At 69.2% G+C, this 20788-nt stretch carries 20 protein-coding genes and 1 riboswitch; of the genes, 7 read left to right on the top strand and 13 right to left on the bottom strand.

Annotation, left to right across the window (positions count from 1 at the left end):
- Positions 1 to 31 precede the first annotated feature (31 nt).
- The 6 genes from ACX80K_RS13180 to hisD form a co-directional block, all read right to left on the bottom strand.
- Positions 32 to 727 (bottom strand): DsbA family oxidoreductase, encoded by a 696-nt coding sequence (locus ACX80K_RS13180; RefSeq protein ID WP_459272340.1) that lies wholly within the window; start codon positions 725 to 727, stop codon positions 32 to 34.
- A gap of 60 nt (positions 728 to 787) precedes the next feature.
- Positions 788 to 952, bottom strand: a complete 165-nt coding sequence (locus ACX80K_RS13175) for a hypothetical protein (protein WP_459272339.1) — start codon at positions 950 to 952, stop codon at positions 788 to 790.
- A gap of 84 nt (positions 953 to 1036) precedes the next feature.
- Positions 1037 to 1888, bottom strand: coding sequence for an amino acid ABC transporter ATP-binding protein (locus tag ACX80K_RS13170; protein ID WP_459272338.1), 852 nt, complete (start codon positions 1886 to 1888; stop codon positions 1037 to 1039).
- On the bottom strand, positions 1881 to 2552 hold the full coding sequence (locus ACX80K_RS13165) for an amino acid ABC transporter permease (protein WP_459272337.1): 672 nt from the start codon (positions 2550 to 2552) through the stop codon (positions 1881 to 1883). The genes ACX80K_RS13170 and ACX80K_RS13165 overlap by 8 nt, the downstream gene beginning before the upstream one ends.
- Positions 2553 to 2573: 21 nt before the next feature.
- Positions 2574 to 3383, bottom strand: coding sequence for an ABC transporter substrate-binding protein (locus tag ACX80K_RS13160; protein WP_459272336.1), 810 nt, complete (start codon positions 3381 to 3383; stop codon positions 2574 to 2576).
- Complete coding sequence (gene hisD / locus ACX80K_RS13155; RefSeq protein ID WP_459272335.1) at positions 3380 to 4726, bottom strand: histidinol dehydrogenase; 1347 nt, start codon at positions 4724 to 4726, stop codon at positions 3380 to 3382. Before hisD ends, ACX80K_RS13160 begins: the two co-directional genes overlap by 4 nt.
- Positions 4727 to 4798: 72 nt before the next feature.
- On the opposite strand from hisD, the gene ACX80K_RS13150 reads away from it, so the two are divergent.
- Positions 4799 to 5713: a LysR family transcriptional regulator gene (locus ACX80K_RS13150; RefSeq protein ID WP_459272334.1), complete on the top strand. Its 915-nt coding sequence runs from the start codon at positions 4799 to 4801 to the stop codon at positions 5711 to 5713.
- A 15-nt stretch (positions 5714 to 5728) separates the two neighbouring features.
- Here ACX80K_RS13150 and ACX80K_RS13145 read toward each other — a convergent pair whose 3' ends face one another.
- From ACX80K_RS13145 to ACX80K_RS13125, 5 genes are all read right to left on the bottom strand, one after another.
- On the bottom strand, positions 5729 to 6481 hold the full coding sequence (locus tag ACX80K_RS13145; RefSeq protein ID WP_459272333.1) for an ATP-binding cassette domain-containing protein: 753 nt from the start codon (positions 6479 to 6481) through the stop codon (positions 5729 to 5731).
- Entirely contained in the window at positions 6474 to 7433 is a 960-nt protein-coding gene (locus ACX80K_RS13140) for a PfkB family carbohydrate kinase (protein WP_459272332.1), read from the bottom strand. The genes ACX80K_RS13145 and ACX80K_RS13140 overlap by 8 nt, the downstream gene beginning before the upstream one ends.
- Positions 7409 to 8395 carry a sugar phosphate isomerase/epimerase family protein gene (locus ACX80K_RS13135; protein ID WP_459272331.1) on the bottom strand — a complete coding sequence of 329 codons (987 nt, stop codon included), beginning with the start codon at positions 8393 to 8395 and terminating at the stop codon, positions 7409 to 7411. The genes ACX80K_RS13140 and ACX80K_RS13135 overlap by 25 nt, the downstream gene beginning before the upstream one ends.
- Positions 8395 to 9381 carry an ABC transporter permease gene (locus tag ACX80K_RS13130; protein WP_459272330.1) on the bottom strand — a complete coding sequence of 329 codons (987 nt, stop codon included), beginning with the start codon at positions 9379 to 9381 and terminating at the stop codon, positions 8395 to 8397. Before ACX80K_RS13130 ends, ACX80K_RS13135 begins: the two co-directional genes overlap by 1 nt.
- A gap of 79 nt (positions 9382 to 9460) precedes the next feature.
- The gene (locus tag ACX80K_RS13125; RefSeq protein ID WP_459272329.1) at positions 9461 to 10558 is read right to left on the bottom strand and encodes a sugar ABC transporter substrate-binding protein; all 1098 of its coding nucleotides are present in this window, start codon (positions 10556 to 10558) and stop codon (positions 9461 to 9463) included.
- Positions 10559 to 10862: 304 nt separating this feature from the next.
- On the opposite strand from ACX80K_RS13125, the gene ACX80K_RS13120 reads away from it, so the two are divergent.
- Positions 10863 to 11882 carry a sugar-binding transcriptional regulator gene (locus ACX80K_RS13120; protein ID WP_459272328.1) on the top strand — a complete coding sequence of 340 codons (1020 nt, stop codon included), beginning with the start codon at positions 10863 to 10865 and terminating at the stop codon, positions 11880 to 11882.
- On the opposite strand, the gene ACX80K_RS13115 is transcribed toward ACX80K_RS13120, so the two are convergent.
- Positions 11875 to 12900, bottom strand: coding sequence for an NAD(P)-dependent oxidoreductase (locus ACX80K_RS13115; protein ID WP_459272327.1), 1026 nt, complete (start codon positions 12898 to 12900; stop codon positions 11875 to 11877). The two genes, ACX80K_RS13120 and ACX80K_RS13115, sit on opposite strands and share 8 nt — an antisense overlap.
- A 23-nt stretch (positions 12901 to 12923) precedes the next feature.
- Positions 12924 to 13676, bottom strand: a complete 753-nt coding sequence (locus tag ACX80K_RS13110; protein WP_459272326.1) for an HAD family hydrolase — start codon at positions 13674 to 13676, stop codon at positions 12924 to 12926.
- Positions 13677 to 13729: 53 nt separating this feature from the next.
- Here ACX80K_RS13110 and ACX80K_RS13105 point away from each other — a divergent pair, with 53 nt between their 5' ends.
- The 5 genes from ACX80K_RS13105 (at position 13730) to ACX80K_RS13085 (ending at position 20781) form a co-directional block, all read left to right on the top strand.
- A complete protein-coding gene (locus tag ACX80K_RS13105; RefSeq protein WP_459272325.1) occupies positions 13730 to 15193 on the top strand; it encodes a protein adenylyltransferase SelO in 1464 nt (487 codons plus the stop codon).
- Between the two features lie 134 nt (positions 15194 to 15327).
- Positions 15328 to 15426, top strand: a riboswitch (SAM riboswitch).
- 105 nt (positions 15427 to 15531) lie between these two features.
- Entirely contained in the window at positions 15532 to 17169 is a 1638-nt protein-coding gene (locus tag ACX80K_RS13100; protein ID WP_459272324.1) for an ABC transporter substrate-binding protein, read from the top strand.
- Positions 17166 to 18167, top strand: coding sequence for an ABC transporter permease (locus tag ACX80K_RS13095; RefSeq protein ID WP_459272323.1), 1002 nt, complete (start codon positions 17166 to 17168; stop codon positions 18165 to 18167). Before ACX80K_RS13100 ends, ACX80K_RS13095 begins: the two co-directional genes overlap by 4 nt.
- The gene (locus tag ACX80K_RS13090) at positions 18164 to 19060 is read left to right on the top strand and encodes an ABC transporter permease (protein WP_459272322.1); all 897 of its coding nucleotides are present in this window, start codon (positions 18164 to 18166) and stop codon (positions 19058 to 19060) included. Before ACX80K_RS13095 ends, ACX80K_RS13090 begins: the two co-directional genes overlap by 4 nt.
- A gap of 2 nt (positions 19061 to 19062) precedes the next feature.
- Positions 19063 to 20781, top strand: coding sequence for a dipeptide ABC transporter ATP-binding protein (locus tag ACX80K_RS13085; protein ID WP_459272321.1), 1719 nt, complete (start codon positions 19063 to 19065; stop codon positions 20779 to 20781).
- Positions 20782 to 20788: the final 7 nt, after the last annotated feature.

The following is a 20788-nucleotide window of genomic DNA, read 5'->3' as shown; positions in this document are numbered from 1 at the left end:
CGGAATCCGGCTGTCGGCGCGGGTCGGGGGGTCAGCAGCCGTCGGGGCCGCAGGCCGGGCCGTCGGGCGACGGCGTGAGCGACACCAGCGGATCGGACTCGCGCCACGCCTGGTCGAGTGCCTGCCGGAACAACTCGACGGGCTGGGCGCCGGAGATGCCGTACTTGCGGTCGACGACGAAGAACGGGACGCCCTGCACCCCGAGGGTGCGGGCCTCCTCGATGTCGTGGCGGACGTCGGCGGTGAACCGGTCGCCGGCGACGGTCTCGCGGATCTCGTCCCCGGCGAGGCCGATGCCCGTGCCGAGGGCGACGAGCACCTCGACGTCGGAGGTGTCCAGGCCCTGCTCGAAGTGCGCGGACATGACGGCTTCCTTCGCGGCGTCGCCCCGGCCGTGGGAGTTCGCGAGGTGGAGGAAGCGGTGTGCGGTGAAGCTGTTGCCCACCACCACGCGGTCGAAGTCGAAGTCGAGGCCCTCGCCCTCCGCCTGCCGGGAGAGGTGGTCCCACATCTCGCGGACCTGCTCGGGCGCGATGCCCTTGCGTTCGGCGAGATACTGCTGCTCCGTGCCGTCGTAGTGATCGGGGAGGGAGGGATCGAGCTGGTAGCTCTTCCAGGTCACCTCGACGCGGTCGCGGTGGGGGAAGTCCGCCAGGGCCTTCTCGAAGCGGCGCTTGCCGACGAAGCACCAGGGGCATTTGACGTCGGACCAGATCTCTATGTGCATGTCTGGCGCAACCGCGGAACGCTCAGGCCCTATTCCCGGAGGAGGGCCTGAGCGTCGCTGCTACTTGCGGTTGAGCAGGTTGCGGAGGATCCCGCCGGCCTTGCCGGAGGGAACGGGCGTGCCGCGCTTGCCGGCGACCCCTCCGACGGGCTTGCCCGTCGTCCCGGTGCCGGACTTGCTCAGGTAGCGGTTGGCCGCCGTCTTGATCCTGTTGCTGATTCCCATGATGATCTCCTTCGGTTGCTCATCTGCACCCAGAAATATCAGGTGGCTTACCAGTTTACGCGGTGGCGCAAGACCAGGAGGGCATCAGACCGCCCCCGGAGGTTCCACGGCCAGTCCCGAACGCTTCAGGAGGGCGTAGGTCTTGGCGTGCTTCGGTCGGAAGAACACCTCGTCCGGGGTGTTCGCCTCGACGATGATCCCCTGGTCCATCACCACGATCACGTCGGCGATGTCGCGTGCGAACTGCATCTCGTGCGTGACGATCACCATGGTGGTGCCTTGGGCGGCGATCGCCTTGATGACCGCGAGCACCTCCTCGACCAGCTCCGGATCCAGCGCCGAGGTCGGCTCGTCGAACAGCATCACGCTCGGGTCCATCGCCAGCGCCCGGGCGATCGCGACGCGCTGCTTCTGCCCGCCGGACAGCTTGGAGGGGTAGTTGTCCTTCCGGTCGAGCAGGCCCACCTTGCCCAGGCTCGCCAGGGCGTGCTCCTCGGCCTCGGCACGGGACATCTTCTTCACGTCCTGCAGCGGCGCCATCACGTTGCCCAGGGCCGTCTTGTTGAGGAAGAGGTTGAACTGCTGGAAGACCATCCCGAGGTCGGTCCGCTTCCTCGCGGTGACGGACGCCTTCTCGTCGACCAGCTTCCCGCCGCGCTCCTCGTACCCCACGAGGTGGCCGTTCACGAGGATGCGCCCGCTGTCGATCGTCTCGAGCTTGTTCATGCAGCGCAGGAGCGTGCTCTTCCCGGAACCGCTCGATCCGAGGATGACGACGGTCTCCCCCTTGTGGACGTCCAGGTCGACGCCCTTGAGGACCTCGATCCGGTTGACCTCCCGCCGCTTGCCGCGCAGGCGTTGCAGCAGTCCCGGGGTCTTGGTCACGGTGAACGTCTTGTGGACGTCCCGGACGCTCACGATCACTTCGTCAGACATGGACCCTCGCTCGTTTCTCCAGGGCACTCACTATGCGGGACAGCGGGAGGCTGATCAGCAGGTAGAGCAGTGCGGCGGCGGTGTAGACCTGCGTCGTCTCGAACGTCTGGGCGTTGATGACGTTCGCCGTCTTCAGGATCTCCGTCACGGCGATCACCGAGGTCAGCGCCGTGTCCTTCACCATCGCGATGAAGTAGTTGCCGATCGGCCCCAGGGAGACGATGAAGGACTGCGGCAGGACGATCTTCCACAGCGCCTTGCCCGGCGTGTAACCCAGCGAGAGCGCCGCCTCCGTCTGCCCCGCCTCCACCGACAGGATGGCGGAGCGGAACACCTCGGACAGGTACGCCGCGTAGTTGAGTCCCAGTCCCAGGATCCCGGCGGGGACCGGATCGATGTTGACCCCGATCGCCGGCAGCACGAAGAAGATGTAGACGAGCTGGACCAGCAGGGGCGTCCCGCGCATCACCTCGACGTAGACGAGGGCGATCCCGCGGAGGATCCTCGACTTCGAGATCCGCGCCAGCGCCACCAGCAGGCCGAGCACGAGGGCCAGCGCCATCGCCCCCAGGGCGAGCTGGATGACGATCGGCGCGGCCGCCAGCAGGCGGGGGAAGTAGCTGAGGGTGCTTTCGATGAACTCGATGGCCGGACTTCCTTTCAACCTCGGGAGAACGAAGGACGGTCAGTCGACGGCGTTGCTCTCGGTGAGTCCGTACTTCGTGAGGATCTCCATGTAGTCGGGGGACGCCTTCAGCTCGGCGAGGCCGGAGTTCAGCTCCTCGAGGAGCTGGGTGTTCTCCTTCGGCACGGCGGCACCGATGAGGCCCGGGAAGTAGGGCTCGTAGGGGTCCACGATCTTGATGGCGTCGTTCGGGTTCTGCACGAGGCTGTAGGCGACCACGGCCGCGTCGGTGAAGACGACGTCGACCTGCTTGTTCTCCACGGCGGTCAGGAGTGCGGCCTGCGAGTCGAAGTACTTGATCTCCTCGGGCTCGAGGGATTCGGCGAGCTCGATGAAGGTGGTGCCGGTCTGGACGCCGATCACGGTGCCCTTGGCGTCGTCGCGGTTGGTCATGGTCGAGTCTCCCGGGACCACCATGCCCTCGCCCTGCTGGTACCAGGTGTCCGTGAAGTCGACCTGTTCCTTGCGGACGTCCGTGATGTACATGGCGTCGACGACGGCGTCCGCCTTGCCCGCCTGGATCGCGGGGATCAGGGTGGCGAACTCCGACACGAAGACCTCGACCTCCCAGCCCTTCTTCTCGGCGATCCAGTTGATCATCTCGCCGTCGATGCCCTGCAGGGCGCCGGACTCGTCCGTGAAGGAGAAGGGGGCGTCGTTGGAGGTGGCGATCGTGATCGTCTCGATGGCGCCGTCCTCGCCGCCTCCTGCCTCACTGCCGCCGGAGTCCCCGCCACCGCATGCGGTGAGCAGAAGGGCGATCCCCATCGCCCCGGCTGCGAAGGACGTCGTTGCACGCCTGCTGTTCATGGTTGCTCCTTGGTAGATGCTGGATCGGACTCGAATCGGGTGATGCGGAGGTCGGCCGTGCGCTGGTGCGCCTCCATCTCCTCGTAGGCGGAGATCTCGGACACGAGGGGGGCCAGCTGCAGGGTCGCCGAGCGGTCGATGCGCTGGAACGTGAGCGGCTTCAGGAACCGCGCGACGGAGAGACCGGCCGAGGACCGCGCGCCGCCGCCCGTGGGCAGGACGTGGTTGGTCCCCGTGATGCCCTTGTCCGAGTAGGCGACCGTGGACCAGGGCCCGAGGAACAGGGACCCGTAGTTCGTCAGGTTCCGCTGGAAGTAGTCGTCGTCGGCCGTGATGACCTCGAGGTGCTCCGGCGCGAGCACGTCCATGAGTTCGACGGCGGTGGCGTCGTCCTCGGCGACGTAGACCGTGCCGTAGTCGCGCCAGGCCGGACCGGCGATGTCGCGGGTGCTCAGGTCCTCGAGCTGGCGGTCCACCTCGGCGATGACGGCGAGGGCGAGGTCCCGGGACGTCGTGACGAGGGCGGCCGGCGACTGGGGGCCGTGCTCCGCTTGGCCGAGGAGGTCCGCGGCGACGAGGACGGGGTCGGCGGTGTCGTCGGCGATCACGGCGACCTCGGAGGGACCGGCGAGGAGGTCCATGCCCACACGCCCGAACAGCTGCCGCTTCGCCTCGGTGACATAGGCGTTGCCGGCACCCACGAGCATGTCCATCGGCTGTTCGCCGAGCAGCCCGAAGGCCATCGCGGCCAGGGCCTGGACGCCGCCGACGACGAAGGCCCGGTCGACGCCGGAGAGGTAGGCGGAGTAGAACACCGCGGGATTGCCGGCCGTCGGGGAGGTGGGCGGCGAACACGCGACGACCGTGGGGACTCCTGCCGTCTTCGCGACGCCGACGGTCATGAAAGCGCTCGCGAGGATGGGGAACCGCCCGGCGGGCAGGTAGGCGCCGACGCGCTGGACCGGGATGTACCGGTGGCCGACCGTCACCCCGGGCATCACCTCGGCCTGGAAGTCCTGCAGGTGTTCGAGCTGCAGGCCGGCGAACGTCCGGGTCCGTTCGGCTCCGGCCTCGAGGGCGGCCCGCAGGGCCGGCTTCAGGGAGTCGCCGGTCCGGCGGAGGGAGTCGGCGTCCATCTCGACGTCACCGCCGCCCCAGCCGTCGAGCTTCCGCGAGTACTCGGCGACGGCGTCGCGCCCGCCCTTCTCGATGACCGAGAGCATCTCCGAGACCGTCTCGACGACCTGGGGCAGGCGCTGCGCCGGCACTCCGCCGATCGCAGCGCTCTTCAGGCATTCGTAGGAGCCCGAGATGAAGGAGGCATGGTGTGCTGTCAGTTCCATCCACGAAGCGTAGGACCGGGAGGGGACATAGGGGAACCCACCCTTTACCAGTGGAAGATATAGGTTTTCCCTATGACCCTCAACCAGCTCCGTGCCTTCCTCGCGGCCTACAGCTGCCGGTCCCTCAGCGCGGCGGCGAAGGAGCTCGGCATCACGCAGGCGTCCGCGTCCGAGCTGATCTCGCGGCTCGAGCAGGAACTGGGCTCGGCCCTCTTCGCCCGCACCTCGAAGGGGCTCTCCCCCGCGCCGGCGGCCGAGGAGCTGCACACCCACGCCCAGGACTGCGTGAATTCCGCGCGCCGTGGGGTCGAGGCCGTGCAGGCGCTGCAGACGCTCAGCGGCGGGGTCTCGACCTTCGGCGTCCTGAGGTACGCGGCCAACTACGATCTCGCCGACCTCGTGGTTCAGTTCCACCAGAAGCACCCGGGCGTACGGGTGCGCATGATCGGCCTCAACTCGCACGTGGTGGCTGCATCGGTGGCGAGCGGGGAGATCGAGTGCGGCCTGGTCGTGCTCCCGGTGGACAGCGAGAACCTCGACGTCCGGCACCTCGCGCGTGACGAGGTCCGCTTCATCTCGTCCACCCGCGACCCCGACGCCGGGGCGGTCACCATCGAGGAACTGGCCGCCGCGAAGCTGGTCCTCTACGACGCCCATGCCGGGTGGAAGGACCCCACACGCCGCCAGCTGCGGGACCGCGCCAACCTCGCGGGACTGTCCATCGAGGCGGAGATGGAGGTCGAACACGCGGAGACGGCCTACGGCCTCGTGGCCGCGGGAGCCGGGGACTCCTTCATGGCGCGGGGCATCCTGGAATCCCTGCGGCGCGAGGACGGCGTGAGGAGCTTCCCCTTCGCGGAGCCGCTCTTCGACACGATCGCCCTGGTGCAGCGGAAGCACGGCTACCTCTCACCGGCGACGCGCGCCTTCTCCGCGTTCGCGGAGCGCGCCGTCGCGGCCCGCAGCGGGCTGGCCAGCCTGGTGTGACCGGCCCGCTCCGGGTCATTGCGCCGCGATGTCCGCACCGGTCAGCAGCGTCACGAGTTCCCGGCCCGTGGTCTCCGACGCATTCCGCTTCGCGATGGCCCGGCCTTGGCGCATCACCCAGATGACGTCCGCCAGGCCCATGACCTCCTCGAAGTTGTGGCTGATGAGGATGACCGTGATGCCCTGCTCGCGGAGCTGCGTGATGAGTCGGTGGACCTCGGCGCTCTCGTTCGGGCCCAGGGCCGCGGTGGGTTCGTCGAAGATCACGGTCTTCGCGCCCCAGGCGACGGCCCTGCAGATGGCCACGGCCTGCCGCTGGCCGCCGGACATGCCTCCTATCTCCTGGGTGAGCGAGAGGGTGGTGTTGCCGATGCGGGCCAGCATCTCCTTCGCGCCGGTCTTCATCTTTTTCTGGTTGAGGAGGCGGAAGGGCCAGATCCCGGTACGGATCTCACGCGAGAGGTAGAGGTTCTGCATGACGTTGAGGGTGTCGATGACCGCGAGGTCCTGGTACACCGTCTCGATGCCGAGATCGCGTGACGCCTGGGGGGACGAGATGTCGGCCGGTACACCGTCGACGAGGATCTGGCCGGTCGTGGGCTGGTGGATGCCGGACAGGCACTTGATGAGTGTGCTCTTGCCGGCGCCATTGTCCCCGATGATGGCGGTGACCTTCCCGGCGGGGACCTGCATGGAGACGCCGCGGAGGGCGTGGACGCCGCCGAAGTACTTCTCGACGTCGATGAGTTCGATCATGTTCTCAGCCATGAGTTGGTTCCGATGCTTTCAGGTCGGGAGCGGGGTGCTCCGAGGCGAGTGTGAGCTGCTCCAGGTCCCGGCGGTCTGCACCGGCCAGGTAGGAGGATGATTTTCCGCAGACGATCCGGCCGGCCGCGTCGGCATAGGTCAGGGCCTCGGCGAACGGACGTCCGGACGCGAGGCCGGCAACGAACGCGCCGAGGAAGGTGTCCCCCGCGCCGATCGTGTTGACGACCGTCGCGGGCGTTCCGTGGATCCGTCCGGTCCGACCTCCGTCGTGGTAGGCCGCCCCGTCCGATCCCAGGGTGAGGACGGCCGCGAGGGATCCGGCGTCCCGCAGTCCCTGCAGGAGTCCGTCCGGGTCGTTCTCGCCCGGTCGGTCGAGGACGAGCCGGGCTTCCTCCCGATTGAGGACGACGACGTCGACGAGCGGCAGGAGATCCGCCGCCCCCTCGTGGATGGGCGAGAGGTTCAGGACCACCGTGGTCCCGAGGGCCCGGAACCGCTGCACTGCGTGCCGCGTCGTGGCGAGGGGGACCTCGAGGTTGAGCACGGCATAGTCCGGAGCGGTGTTCTCCTCGAGGAAACGATCGACGTCGCCGGGGGCGAAGTGACCGTTCGCGCCCGGGATGACGACGGTGTCGTACTCCCCTGCGGCGCTGACCCTCACGTGTCCGATGCCGGTCCCGGCCTCCGGATCGACGATCAGGGAGCTCACGTCGATCCCGGCGCCGGTGACGGTCCGGGCGATGAAGGCGCCGAAATCGTCCTGGCCCACCCTGCCGAGGAGCTGGACGGGGGCGAGTGCCGCGATGGTCATGGCCGTGTTGAGGCTCTTGCCTCCGGCGGACATCTGGAATCCGGTCCCGTCGGCGTACCTGGTCGCGTCCTGCGCATCGCCCAGGTACGCGACCAGGTCCACGTTGATGGATCCGGCTACACAGATACGGTGGTGTTCCACTTCTCCCCCATGACTGTCTCCCACAGGATGGGAGCGGAATCCAAGGCGTGTCCTGTCGGCAGGTCCGGATGGTTCCGAACGAGGTTGCGGGCCATCTCGATGATGGCACCCATGCGCACGATGTTCATGGCGCACTCCGCCACGGGGTTCTCGCGCACCGGGTCGGTATCGAAGTAGTACGTCCCGTCGTAGCCCTCGCGGATCAGGTAGTAGGCGAGCTCGATGGTTTCCGAGAGGTGGATGCTGCCCACCATGAGCCCGTCGTCGGCGACGCCGTGGGAATCGTTGAGCTGCAGCCCGAAGAGCTTGCCCGCCTGCAGGCACATCGCGGCGGACTGTGCCGGGTTCTCCCGGGCCATGAGCAGGTGCCCGAAATCCAGGGTCACGCCGACGTTCGGCCGGTCGGTGTCGTTGATCAGGTTCATCACGGCGCCGGTGGTGTTGAGGATGGTGCGTCCCCGGGGGTCGGCCGGCTTGTACTCGATGGACACGCGGATCGCCGGGTCGTGGTCGGCGACGGCCCGCAGGCTCTCGACCATCCACGCCCAGGACTTCGTGTAGTCCATCTGCAGGGGGTATTCGTATCCGTCGTGCGCGGGCCAGAGCAGCACGTGGTCGGCACCGAAGGACGCGCACAGGTCGATGGCCTCGGTGACCATCCGGACCGCTTCGGCGCGGATCTCGGCGTCCGCGTTGGTGAAGGCACCGTTCGCGAAACGGGGTGAGGGCCAGCGGAGCTGGAGAGCGGGCACGTCCAGTCCCGCTTTGGCGACGGCGGCCTTGATGTCCTCGACGGAATCGTGCTTGAAGTGCTCGGGGTAGTTCAGTTCGAGCGAGGTGAGGCCCGGCACGGTGCCGGCCAGGGCGATGAGCTCCAGGATGGGCTCGTCCCCCGTGGGCAGCTTCTTGCCCTTGCCGAGAGCGAAGGAGTTGACGCGGGTGGAGTACTTGACGGAGGACATTAGCGCTTCGCTTTCGATCGGGATGCAGCACGGTCCACGAGGACCGCGAGGAGGATGATGATGCCGGTGATGAGGAGCTGGAAGAACGGGTTGACGTTGAGCAACGTGAGGCCGGTCCGGATGGACCCCAGGAGCAGTGCTCCGAGGACGGTGCCCACGATCGAGGCGCGGCCACCCATGAGGCTCGTGCCGCCCACGACGACCGCGGCGATGACCGTGAGCTCGTAGCCGGTGCCGGAGATCGGCTCGGCGGCGCCGATGCGGCTGATGAGCAGGACCGAGGCGAGGCCCGCCAGGCCGCCGGCGATGACGAACGCCGAGACCTTGGTGCGCCGGACCGCGATGCCGCTCTTCAGGGAGGCGTCCGCGTTCGTGCCGACGGCCTTGAGGTGCACGCCCAGCTTGGAGCGGTTGAGGATCAGGTAGCAGATCACGGTCACTGCCACCAGCAGGATGATCGGGTTGGGGATGCCCCCGGTCGTTCCACTGAGGATGTTCCGGAACCCCTGGTCGAGGCCGAAGATCGGCAGCCCGTCGGTGTAGAGGAACGCCAGTCCCCGGTACACGTTCAAGGTCGCCAGGGTGACCACGAAGGACTCGAGGGAGAACACCGCCGAGAGGCTTCCGTTGATGAAGCCGAGCACGGCGCCGAGCAGGATGCCGGCGATGATCGTCGGGAAGGCACCCCACGTGTCGAGGTTCGAGGCGCAGATGACGCTGACCAGGCCCACGATGGAGCCGACCGAGAGGTCGATCCCCCCGGTGACGATCACGAGGGTCATGCCGAGCGCGATGATCGCGATGATCGCCGACTGGACGCCCATCTCGAGGAGGTTGGAGATGCTGAGGAAGGACGGCACGAGCGCCGTGAAGACGGCGAACGTGACGATCAGGGCGAAGATGACGCCGAGGATCCTGTTGTTGGCGAAGTCGGGGAGTCGGGACGCCTTCTTCGTCGGGGCCGCTGCGCCGCGGCTGGCCTGCACTGCAGGCGTTGGTTCTTTGATAGGGAGTGTCACGCCAAGGAACTTTCTGCTGGAATGTTGGCAGGGTGTGCGACGGACGTCAGTCGAGCGTGGGGGGTGCGTCGTCGACGTTCTCGCTGGTGATGAGTGCCTGCGGCGTGTAGACGGCGCGGGGGACGTCCTGTCCGCCGAGGATCCGCAGGGCGACGTTCACGGACACCTGGCCCGTGAGGTACGGGTAGGAGTCGACCGTCGCGGTCAGGTCGCCGGCGCGGATCGCGTCGTAGGCGGCCTCGACGCCGTCGGTGCCGATGACCATGATCTCGCCCTTCTTGCCCGCGGAGTTCACGGCCTCGACGACGCCGAGGGCCATGCCGTCGTTGTTCGCGTAGATGGCCTTCAGGTCGGGGTACTGGCTGATGATCGTGGTGGCTGCGTCGCGCGCCTTCGCGATGTCCCAGTCGCCGGGGACGCTGGCGACCACCTCGAGGCCGCCCTCTTCGGCGGTCGTGGTGAAGCCGTCGGTGCGCTGCTTGGCGGCGTACACGCCGGCCTGTCCTTCGACGACAGCGACCTGGGCACCCTCGTCCGCGGATTCGAGGACGAATTCCGCGGCGTTCACGCCGTTCTGGCGCTGGTTCGGGCCGACCCACTGCTTGGCGCCGGGCAGGACGGCGTCGTTCACGTTCACGACCAGGAGGTCCTGCTGCTCGGCCTTCTCCACGGCCGGGCAGAGGTTGGTGTCCGTCTGCGGGGAGACGAGCATCGTGTACTTCTTCTGCAGCATGGTCTCCGCGGAGTTCAGCTGTCCGACCTGGTCGGACTCGGTCGCCGCAGCCTGGACCTCCACCTTCACGCCGTACTGCTCGGCGGCTGCGGTCTGTCCCTCGGACAGGGCCACCCAGTACTGGTTGCCGAGGAACTTCATGATGGAGCCGATCTCGGTTCCCTCGGCGGGTTCGGGAACAGCTCCGAGGGTGCTCTCGAGTTCGGTGTACTCGACGCTGTCCTCGGCGTCGTCGGTGCTGAAGGGCTCGCCATCCACGGAGCAGGATGTTCCTTCCGCGGCCCCGGCGCTGGATCCGCCGGAGGAGGTGGGAGCAGCCGCTCCACAACCGGACAGGACGAACGAGAACGCGAGGATCGAGAGGACCCCGGCGAGCTTCGGTGCAGGTGATGCTGTCTTCGTTGACTTCATTTTCTCTCCCTGGGACGGGTCGGTCAGTCGAGAAAATTCCTTCCGGAACTTCGGCGCTGAAGTTGATCTTGTGCTCGGAGTCTATGAGTGCGCAGGGCCGGGAAAAGGGCTGGAGGACGATCTCTTGTAACGATTAGTCGAGCCTGAATATCCATTCAGGGAGGCTCCTGCGCGCGCTGGGACGCGTGATGCAGATAACACCCGGCACCGTGGCGGCACACCGTCCCGGCCCCGATGGACAGGGCAGGATCGGGCTTGCATATATATTCAACGGACGCGCAGTCCCTTCGGAAGGAACCGGTGTATGACACCCCCGAGCGACCCTGTGTCACTCTCGACGGCGAGCCCTGACCAGCTTCGTCTGCTGACGAAGATCGCCGTCCTGTACCACGAGGAGGGGCTCGCGCAGTCGGACATCTCGAGCCGTCTGAACCTGTCCCAGGCGAGGGTGTCGCGGTGCCTGAAGCTCGCCGCTGACCTCGGGATCGTCCGCACCTCCGTGGTACAGCCGCCGGGCATCTACGTCGGACTGGAGAAGGCTTTGGAGGAGAAGTACGGGTTGCAGGAAGTCGTCGTCGCGGACATGGTGGACGATGCCTCCCTGGGGATGCGGTTGGGGTCCTGTGCTGCGACCTACCTGGAAACGACCATCGAGGTCGACGACGTCGTCGGCATCTCCAACTGGAGCACGACCCTGCTGCAGACGGTGGAGGCGATGAGGTCCAGGCCCCGCAAGGTCCTCAGCGAGGTGATCCAGATGATCGGAGGGGTGGGTAGCCCCCAGGCGCAGATCCAGGCGACCAGACTGGTGTCGCATCTCGCCGAACTCACCTCCGCCAGGCCGTTCTACATGGCGGCGCCGGGCCTCGTCGCGAATCACCAGATCCGTCAGGCGTTCCTCGCCGATCCCGGTGTTGCCGGCACCGCCGAAGCCTGGGACCGGGTCAACACCTCGCTGGTCGGGATCGGCACGTTCCCCGCGTCACCGCTGTGGCAGGCCAGCGGCAATGCCCTGACCAGCACCGAGGAGAAGGCGCTCCTGGATTCCGGCGCGGTCGGGGAGATCTGCCTGCGCTACTTCGACATCGACGGGGCACCGATGAACTCGGCGATCGAGGAGCGCATGGTCTCCATCAGCTCCGAAGCGATGCTCCGCATCCCCCGCAGGATCGGAGTAGCCGGCGGCATGCGGAAGCTCGATGCCATCCGGGGAGCGATCAACGGCGGCTGGGTCAACGTGCTCATCACCGACTCCGACGTCGCACGGCAGTTGCTGGAGCCGCCCCGCCTCGACGTCCGCGCCGGAGCTGCGCGGACTAGGTGACCGGTTTGTTGCGGTAGCGGCCCACGAGTTCGGGGGCCGCCGCCTGCAGCCGGACGGGCGGGAGCCCGCGGGCCATCAGGGTGAGATCGTCCACCACCATGTCCCCGATGGCGTGGAACGCCTGCGGGATGCCGCCTGCCCGGTGCGGGGAGAGGACCGTGTTGGCCAGCCCCCGGAACGGGCTGTCCCCGGGGAGCGGCTCGATGGGCCACACGTCGATCGCCGCCAGGAACCGCCCCTGCTGGAGCCGTTCGAGGAGGGCGTCGTAGTCCACGACCGCCGCGCGGCTCACGAGGACGATGCGGGCGCCGGGAGGCAGCAGGTCGAGGGCCGCGCCGTCGAGCAGGTGGGTGTTGTCCGCCGTCGCCGTGGCGAAGACGAAGAGGAACTGGCTGGTGCGCAGGGTCTCCTCGAGACCGGCCGCCTGCGCACCCGTGTCCTCGATGACGGCGGCGGGGAGCCAGGGATCGTGGATGCGCACCGTGGTGTTGAAGGGCTGCAGCAGGCGATGGAAGCTGCGCCCCAGGTTGCCGTACCCGAGGATCCCCACGGCGGCGCGGTGGAGGAGGACGGCGTCGCCCGCGGACGCGCCGACGTACTGCTCGCGGCCGTCGCGCATCGCGCCGTCCTGGCCGCTGATGCCCCGGGCGAGATCGAGGGCGAGCCCCAGTGAGTACTCGGCGACGGCCTGCGAATAGGCGGACCCGCACCCGAGCACGCGCACGCCGTTCGCGAAGGCCGTGCCGTAGTCGACGTTCGGGAAGAAGTTGCCCTCGACATTGACGAGGGCCTTCAGGCCGACGGCACGCGCCAGCCGGTCGGCGCCCAGGTCCGGCTGCCCGACGATCGCGAAGGCCCCGGGCAGGTACTCCTCGAACAGGGCGTCGTCGGGTGCGTCCTCGAGATCCACCACGGTGAAGCCCTCGTGGAGCCGGGCGAGGGCCTCGGGCGTGAAGATCCTGTCCCGCTTCTGCGGGGCGGGCTTCAGCAGGACGACGGGTTTCGTGGGTTCGGCCATGGCTGGTCCTCGGTCTGTCGGGCTCACAGGGCGGTGGTCAGGTCGGCGTCGAGGGCGGCGCGGGGGTTGTGGGAGTGCCGGACGCCCACCGTGAAGGCTCCGGCCCGCCGGGCGAGCGCCAGGTAGGTGTCGCTGTCCTCGAGGACGACGCAGGGCGGGACGCACAGCTCCCGGAAGAGGGCTTCCTTGTCCCGCCCGGGTTCACGGCGGGCGACGTGCACGAACCGGGCGAGGTCCCACTTCCCGAGCAGCGCGGTGATCAGATCCGGGTCCCCGTTGGAGACCACCACCTGCTCGGCGGCGGTGCCGTGCACGGCCGGCATCAGCGACGCCGCGAGCCATGACGGGTCGAGGGTTCGGAGCGCCGCCGCGGCGACCACCTCGCCGCGCTCGCCGTGCAGGGCCGGGATCTCCCGCTCCGCGGCCGGGAAGCCGTCGGCGATGACGCGCTCCCAGATCCACTGCTCCGTGTGGCCCACGAGGTCGCCGAAGAAGCCGGACGGGAACTCGTGGTTCCGCCGTTCCGCGAGTTCGCGGTAGCTCGCCTCGTGCAGGGGTTCGGTGTGCCCGACGACGCCGTCGAAGTCCCAGATGATGCGCGCCCCGGCCGCCTCCCGCAGGATCCGCTCGGAGACCTGCCGTGCTGCGTCGTCGCCCTGCGGCATCGCGGACCCTTCGGTGGACTGGTGCCAGCCGTCGAGGGGCTGCGCCTGATGTCGGTCATCGTAGGGTTCCGACAGCAGGTCGGCCAACCGGGCCGTGCACAAGGGCGTCATCGAAGAACTTCCTCGCGTGACAGACCTCGTGTCGCCCGGCGTACGGTGGAGGGATGAGCGTGCCTACGGACTCCAGGGTCAGCTTCGACAGCCGGTTCGCGCGGGAACTGCCCGAGATGGCGGTCGCCTGGCAGGCCGACGACGCCCCCGCACCCCGCCTCCTGGCCCTCAACGGTCCGGTCGCCGCGGACCTCGGGCTCGATCCGGGGTTCCTCGGCTCCCCCGAGGGCCTCGCCCTGCTGGTCGGCACCTCGGTACCCGACGGCGCGACGCCCGTGGCCCAGGCCTACTCCGGCCACCAGTTCGGCAGCTTCAACCCGGGCCTCGGCGACGGCCGGGCGCTGCTGCTCGGCGAGCTGACCGACGTCGCGGGCCGCCTCCGCGACCTCCACCTCAAGGGCTCGGGCCGCACGCCCTTCGCGCGCGGCGGTGACGGCCTCGCCGTCGTCGGCCCCATGCTGCGCGAGTACATCGTCAGCGAGGCCATGCACGCCCTCGGCGTCCCGACCACGCGCTCCCTCGCCGTCGTCGCCACCGGACGCGAGGTGCGCCGTGAGACCATGCTGCCCGGCGCGGTCCTGGCGCGCGTCGCGAGCAGCCACCTGCGCGTCGGGAGCTTCCAGTACGCGGCCGCCACCGGCAACCAGGACCTCCTCACGCGCCTCGCCGATCACGCGATCAGCCGCCACTACCCGGAGGCCGCGTCCACCGAACGCCCCTACCTCGCGCTGTTCGAGTCGGTGCTGTCCGCGCAGGCGTCGCTCGTGGCGCAGTGGATGCTCGTCGGCTTCCTGCACGGCGTGATGAACACGGACAACATGACCATCTCGGGCGAGACCATCGACTACGGGCCGTGCGCGTTCATGGACGTCTTCGACTACGCCACGGTCTACAGCTCCATCGACCGCGGCGGCCGCTACGCCTACGCCAACCAGCCGCTGATCGCCGAGTGGAACCTCGCACGCCTCGCCGAGACCCTGCTGCCGCTCATCGACGAGGACCAGGAGCAGGCGGTCGCCCTGGCCGTCGGCGTGCTGGAATCCTTCCGATCCCGCTACGGCGCCGCCTGGCTCGCCGGCATGAAGGCCAAGCTGGGGCTGCCCGACGACGTCGACGACGAGGTCGCCTCGCCGCTGGCCAACGACGTCCTCACCCTGCTGCAGGAGAACCACGTCGACTACACGTCCTTCTTCCGGGGCCTCGGCTCCGTGGTGCGCGGCGACGTCCGGCCCGCACGCGACAGGGTGCTCGACGTCGCCGCGTTCGACGCCTGGGCCGAGCGGTGGCTCGCCCTCGGGCCCGACGCCGACGCGATGGACCGCGTCAACCCGGTGTACATCCCGCGGAACCACCTCGTCGAGGAGGCCCTGGAGGCCGCGACCGCGGGCGACCTCGATCCGCTCACGCGGCTCGTCGACGTCGTCGCGAACCCCTTCGAGGAGAGGCCGGGGCTGGAACGCTACGCGGCCGGCGCGCCGGACGACTTCGGCCGGTACACGACGTACTGCGGGACCTGAGGCCCGGGCTCCCGGAGTCGCTCCGCGAAGGAGGGGCCTCCTGCGTCGCCGCATGACCCCCTATGGTCGCCGCATGACCCCGTATGACGGGCACCACTGGCGCTCCCTGCGGCCGGTGCGCTTGACTGGGTCCATAACCATCCCGAGCGGCCGAGAGACCTGGATCGACGACGCCGCAGCAACCCTCCCCGTGTAGCAACGGGGAACGGTGCTACTGCCAGGACCGATGGAGTTGCTTCACGCTTTCGTTGGTCTCCCCCGCCGTGCGCGCGCACGTCCGGTGGTGACTGCTGGCTGTCCTGTCTGCCCTCCATCGGGCGATGATTCAGGAGCCCCGCGTGACGACAGCACACCCCCGCACCCTCAGCACACTCGCCCTGCTCGGCGCAGCAGGACTCGCCCTCACCCTCTCCGGGTGCGGCGGAACGGCCGCGGCCGGCGAGGACGACACGTTCGTCTTCGCGACCGGCAAGGACATCTCCTGCCTCGACCCCCACGTCAACGGCGACATGCCGCAGGCGTCCATCGCTGCCAACTACCTGGACTCCCTGGTGTCACAGGACAGCGAGGGGAAGATCCATCCGTGGCTGGCGACGGACTGGTCGGTCTCCGACGACGGCCTGACCTACACCTTCACCGTGCGCGACGACGTCTCGTTCACCGACGGGACGAAACTCACCGCCGAAGCGGTCAAGGCGAACCTCGACCACATGGTGGATCCGGACACCCAGTCCGGCACGGCCGGAGGCTACCTCAAGCCCTACGTGGGAACCGAGGTCGTGGACGACACCACCGCCGTCGTCACCCTCAACCGCCCCTACGCCGCGTTCCTCGAGGTCCTCGCCCAGCCGTTCCTCGGCATCGAATCCCCCGAGGCGCTGAAGCGTCCGCAGGCCGAGAACTGCAACTCCCCCGTGGGGACCGGGCCGTACAGGATCGTCGACTACGTCCCGCAGTCGAAGGTCAGCCTCGTCCGGAACGAGGACTACAACTCGGCCCCGCCCTACGCGGAGCACGAGGGTCCGGCGCACCTCGAGAAGATCGAGTGGCGCATCGTCCCCGAGGACTCGACCCGCTACGGGCTCCTCCGCGCCGGGCAGGTGGACGCCCTGGACCTCATGCCGTCCGTGCATTTCGGTGAGGCCGAGGCGGACCCGAACGTCGAACTCATCCTGCAGGACCGGCCGGGCAACCCGACCAACCTCATCCTCAACACCACGCGCGCCCCGTTCGACGATCTGGCCGTCCGCAAGGCCTTCCTGCACAGCGCCTACGTGGACGCCGGGATCGACAGCGTCTACTTCGGCACCGTCACCCGGGCCGGCGGACCCCTGAGCTCCACCACGGGCTTCTACTCCCCCGACTTCGAGCACGTGTACGACCCGGACCCCGACGAGGCGGCCCGCCTGCTCGACGAGGCCGGCTGGTCGGAGCGCGACGACGAGGGCTACCGCGTGAAGGACGGCGAGCGCCTCACCGTGCACTTCCCCTACACGCCCGGAGCCTGGCCCACGGCGCACCAGGCCCTGGTCACCCAGATCCAGGCCACCGCGAAGAAGGCCGGGTTCGAGGTGCTGATCGAGAACGGCGACGGGGCGACCGTCAGCGAACTGGGGAACAACTTCGCGTACGACCTCCGCGCCGACTACTGGAACACCAACACGGCCGATGTCCTGCGCATCGTCTTCTCCTCCGAGTACACCGAGTCCGCGGGCTTCGTGCCGAACGGGTCGGGCTTCCGCAACCCCGGCCTGGACGGCATCCTCAACGACGCCCTCGCCACGGACGACCCCGCCGAGCGCGAGGACCTCTACTACCGGGCGCAGCAGATCGTGAGCGACAACGCCCTGCAGCTGCCGCTGTACAACCAGGCCAGCCAGGTGGCGCTCCGCAGCGACCGCTACGAGAACCTCGCCCTCGAGCCGAGCCTGTCCCTCCCCTACCTCTACGACGTCACGGCGGTGGATTCAGAATGAGCACCCAGTCCCTCGATTCACTCAGCGCAGCACCCCGCACGACGGCGACGGCCGGTACCGCCGGCAAGGTCATCGTGCGGCGGGCGGCCGGCAGCCTCTTCGTCCTCTGGGCGGCCGTGACCCTCACGTTCTTCGTCCTCCGCCTCACGCCGGGCGATCCGGTCACCGCGATCCTCGGCGGGGCGGGCTCCTCCCCCTCGCCTGAGACGGTCGCGGCCGTCCGGGCGGAGTACGGGCTCGACCAGCCGGTCCTCGTCCAGTACCTCGCCTACCTGGGCGATCTCCTCACCGGCGACTTCGGGGTGTCCTACATCTTCAAGGTCCCGGTCCTGGAGATCATCGGACCGCAGATCCTGCCCACGCTGCAGCTCGCCGGGCTGGCCCTGGTCTTCGCCTGGGTGATCGCGCTGGCCTTCACGCTCCTCACGGTGGGCCGCGGGCGCACGCTCGACGGCGCGGGCCGGGCCGTCGAGGTGTTCTTCGCCTCCCTCCCGCAGTTCTGGGTCGGCATCATGCTCGCCGTGGTCTTCGCCGTCACCCTCGGCTGGTTCCCGGTCGCCGGCAACGACGGCTTCCGCTCGCTCGTCCTGCCCGCGCTCTCCCTCGCCATCCCCCTGGCCGGGTTCATCGCGCAGGTGACCCGCTCCTCCTTCCAGGACGCCCTCGCCCAGCCCTTCATCCTGAGCGCCCGCGCCCGCGGCCTCAGCGACACCTCCGTCCGCATCACGCACGCCCTGCGGCATGCGATCCTGCCGGGGCTCACGCTCTCGGCGTGGGCGGTCGGCTCCCTGGTGAGCTCCGCCGTGGTCGCGGAGATCATCTTCGCCCGGCCCGGCCTCGGACGGTCCCTGGTGGACGCGATCATCAACCGGGACCTGCCCATCACCCTCGCCGTGGTCTTCATCATCGCCGCGGTCTACATCCTCGTGAACCTCGTGGTGGACGTCCTCTACCGCGTGGTCGATCCGCGCACGAACCCGAAGGGAACAGCAGCATGAGCCTCACCCTCGACCCCACGACGACGGCCGTGGACGGCTCGGCCGCCACCACGCCGTCCACGGCGCGATCGCGCACCTCCCGCCTCGTCCGGGGCACCCCGATCGGGGTCTGGATCGCCGCGGCACTGCTGGCCTTCCTCGTGCTGGCCGCCGTCGCTCCCTCCGTCTTCCTCCGCCAGGACCCGTTCGAGATCGACCCCGCGAACGCCTTCCAGTCCCCGGACGGTGCGCACCTGTTCGGCACCGACCAGAACGGCCGGGACGTCTTCTCCCGGGTGATCGCCGGCACCGGCCAGTCCCTGCTCCTCGGCCTCGCCGCCACGGCGATCGGCCTGGTGCTCGGCGGCGCGCTCGGCATCACCGCCGGTGTCTCCGGCAAGTGGCTCGATTCCGCGATCTGCCGCTTCGTGGAGATCCTCTTCGCCTTCCCCGGCCTCCTGCTGGCGCTGATCGTCATCGCGGTGTCCGGCACCGGCGTCGTCACCGCCGCCATCGCCGTCGGGGTCGGTTCCGCCCCCGGCTACGCGAGGATGCTCCGTACGCAGACCCTGCAGGTCGTCGCCGCACCCTACGTGGAGACGGCCCTCGCGCTCGGCCGGTCAAAGTCGCACATCCTGTGGCACACGATCGTCCCCAACGTGGCGCGACCCCTCTTCGTCCTGGTGACGCTCGGCATCGGGCAGGCGATCGTCTGGGCGTCCTCCCTGAGCTTCCTCGGTCTCGGCGCCCAGCCGCCCGCCGCCGAGTGGGGCGCCATGCTCGCCGACGGCCGCAACTACCTCCAGGTCGCCTGGTGGATCGCCGCCTTCCCGGGCATCTTCATCACCCTCGCCGCACTGACCACCACCGTGGTGGGCCACCACCTGCAGCGCCGACTGGAAGCAGAGGTCTGACCATGACCGAGAACAGCGCAGACACCCCGGAGCAGCAGCCGCTGCTCGCCATCGACAACCTCAACGTCTCCTTCACCACGCCGCGCGGGGTCGTCGACGTCGTCCGCGACGTCTCCCTGGCCCTCGCTCCCGGCAGGGCGCTCGCCCTCGTCGGCGAATCGGGCTCGGGCAAGACCGTCACGGCCCGCACGCTCGTGGGACTCAACGCCTCCAACGCGCGCGTCTCCGCCGACCGCCTGGACGTCCTCGGCCGCGACGCCACCCGCCTCACCGAGCGTCAGTGGCGGGGACTGCGCGGCAAGGACATCGGCTACGTGCTGCAGGACGCCCTCGTCTCCCTCGATCCCCTCCGCACGGTGGGGCAGGAGATCGACGAGGCACTCCGCACCCACGGTGTGCGGGGGAAGGCCGAGCGGCAGGAGCGGGTCCATGCCGCGCTGCGGGATGCCGGGATCCCCGACCCCGAGGTCCGCGCCCGGCAGCGCTCGGGCGAGCTGTCCGGCGGGCTCCGCCAGCGGGCGCTCATCGCCCAGGCCACGGTGCTGAACCCGCGGCTCGTGATCGCCGACGAGCCCACCACTGCACTCGACGCGACGGTGCAGGCCCAGATCCTGGAGCTGCTCGCCGGGCTCAAGGAGCAGGGCCGCGGCCTGATCTTCATCTCCCACGACCTCGCGGTCGTCAGCCACCTCGCCGACGAGATCGCCGTCATGCAGAACGGGCGCATCGTGGAGACGGGCCGCGCCTCGGAGGTGCTCGGCAATCCGCGGCACGACTACACCCGGCAGCTGATCGACGCCGTCCCCTCCGCAGCGGGCAAGGGCACCCGCCTGTCCGCTGCGCGGCGGGCCGTCGTGGCGTCACGGCCGACACGCCACTCGGCCGTCCCGGTGGACGCCCCCGCCCTCCATGCCCGCAACCTCGTGAAGACGTATGCGTCCCCGGACGGCACCCGCCGGACCGTCGTCGACGACGTCTCCTTCACCCTGCCTGCCGGGAAGACGCTCGGCATTGTGGGCGAGTCGGGATCCGGCAAGTCGACGACCGCGCGCATGGCCCTCGGACTGACGGAGCCCGACGCCGGTACCGTGACGCTCGGCGGCCTGCCCTGGGTGGGGCAGCAGGACGGCGCGGGGATCGTCTCCGAGCAGGTCCGCCGCCCGCACCGCCCGGACATCCAGCTCGTCAACCAGGACCCGCTGAGCTCCTTCGACCCGCGCTTCAGCGTGGGCCGCGTCATCACCGACGCCCTGGACGCAGGTTCCGTGGGCACGCCCGGCGAACGGAAGGACAGGGCCGCCGAGCTGCTCGGGCAGGTGGGACTCCCCCTGGAGCTCATCGAGCGCCGGCCCCTCACCCTCTCCGGCGGGCAGCGGCAGCGGGTGGCGATCGCCCGGGCGCTGGCACTCCAGCCGAAGATCCTGCTTCTCGACGAGCCGGTCTCAGCCCTCGACGTGTCGATCCAGGCGCAGGTCCTGGATCTCCTCGCCGACCTGCAGGAACAGCTGGGCCTGAGCTACCTGTTCATCAGCCACGACCTCGGCGTCATCCACCACGTGAGCGACGAGGTCCTCGTGCTCAGGGACGGCCGCGTCGTCGAGTCCGGCAGCGCGGAATCCCTCTTCACCGCACCCGCGGAGGACTACACGCGTGCCCTGCTCGCCGCCGTCCCCGACCTGCCCGCCCGCGTCCCCACCTCCCGCACCGGAGGCGCACCATGAGCACCTC

The sequence above is a fragment of the Arthrobacter sorbitolis genome (assembly GCF_054510995.1).
The sequence above is the reverse complement of the archived record's forward strand: the minus strand, read 5'-3'. Positions and strand labels throughout refer to the sequence as shown.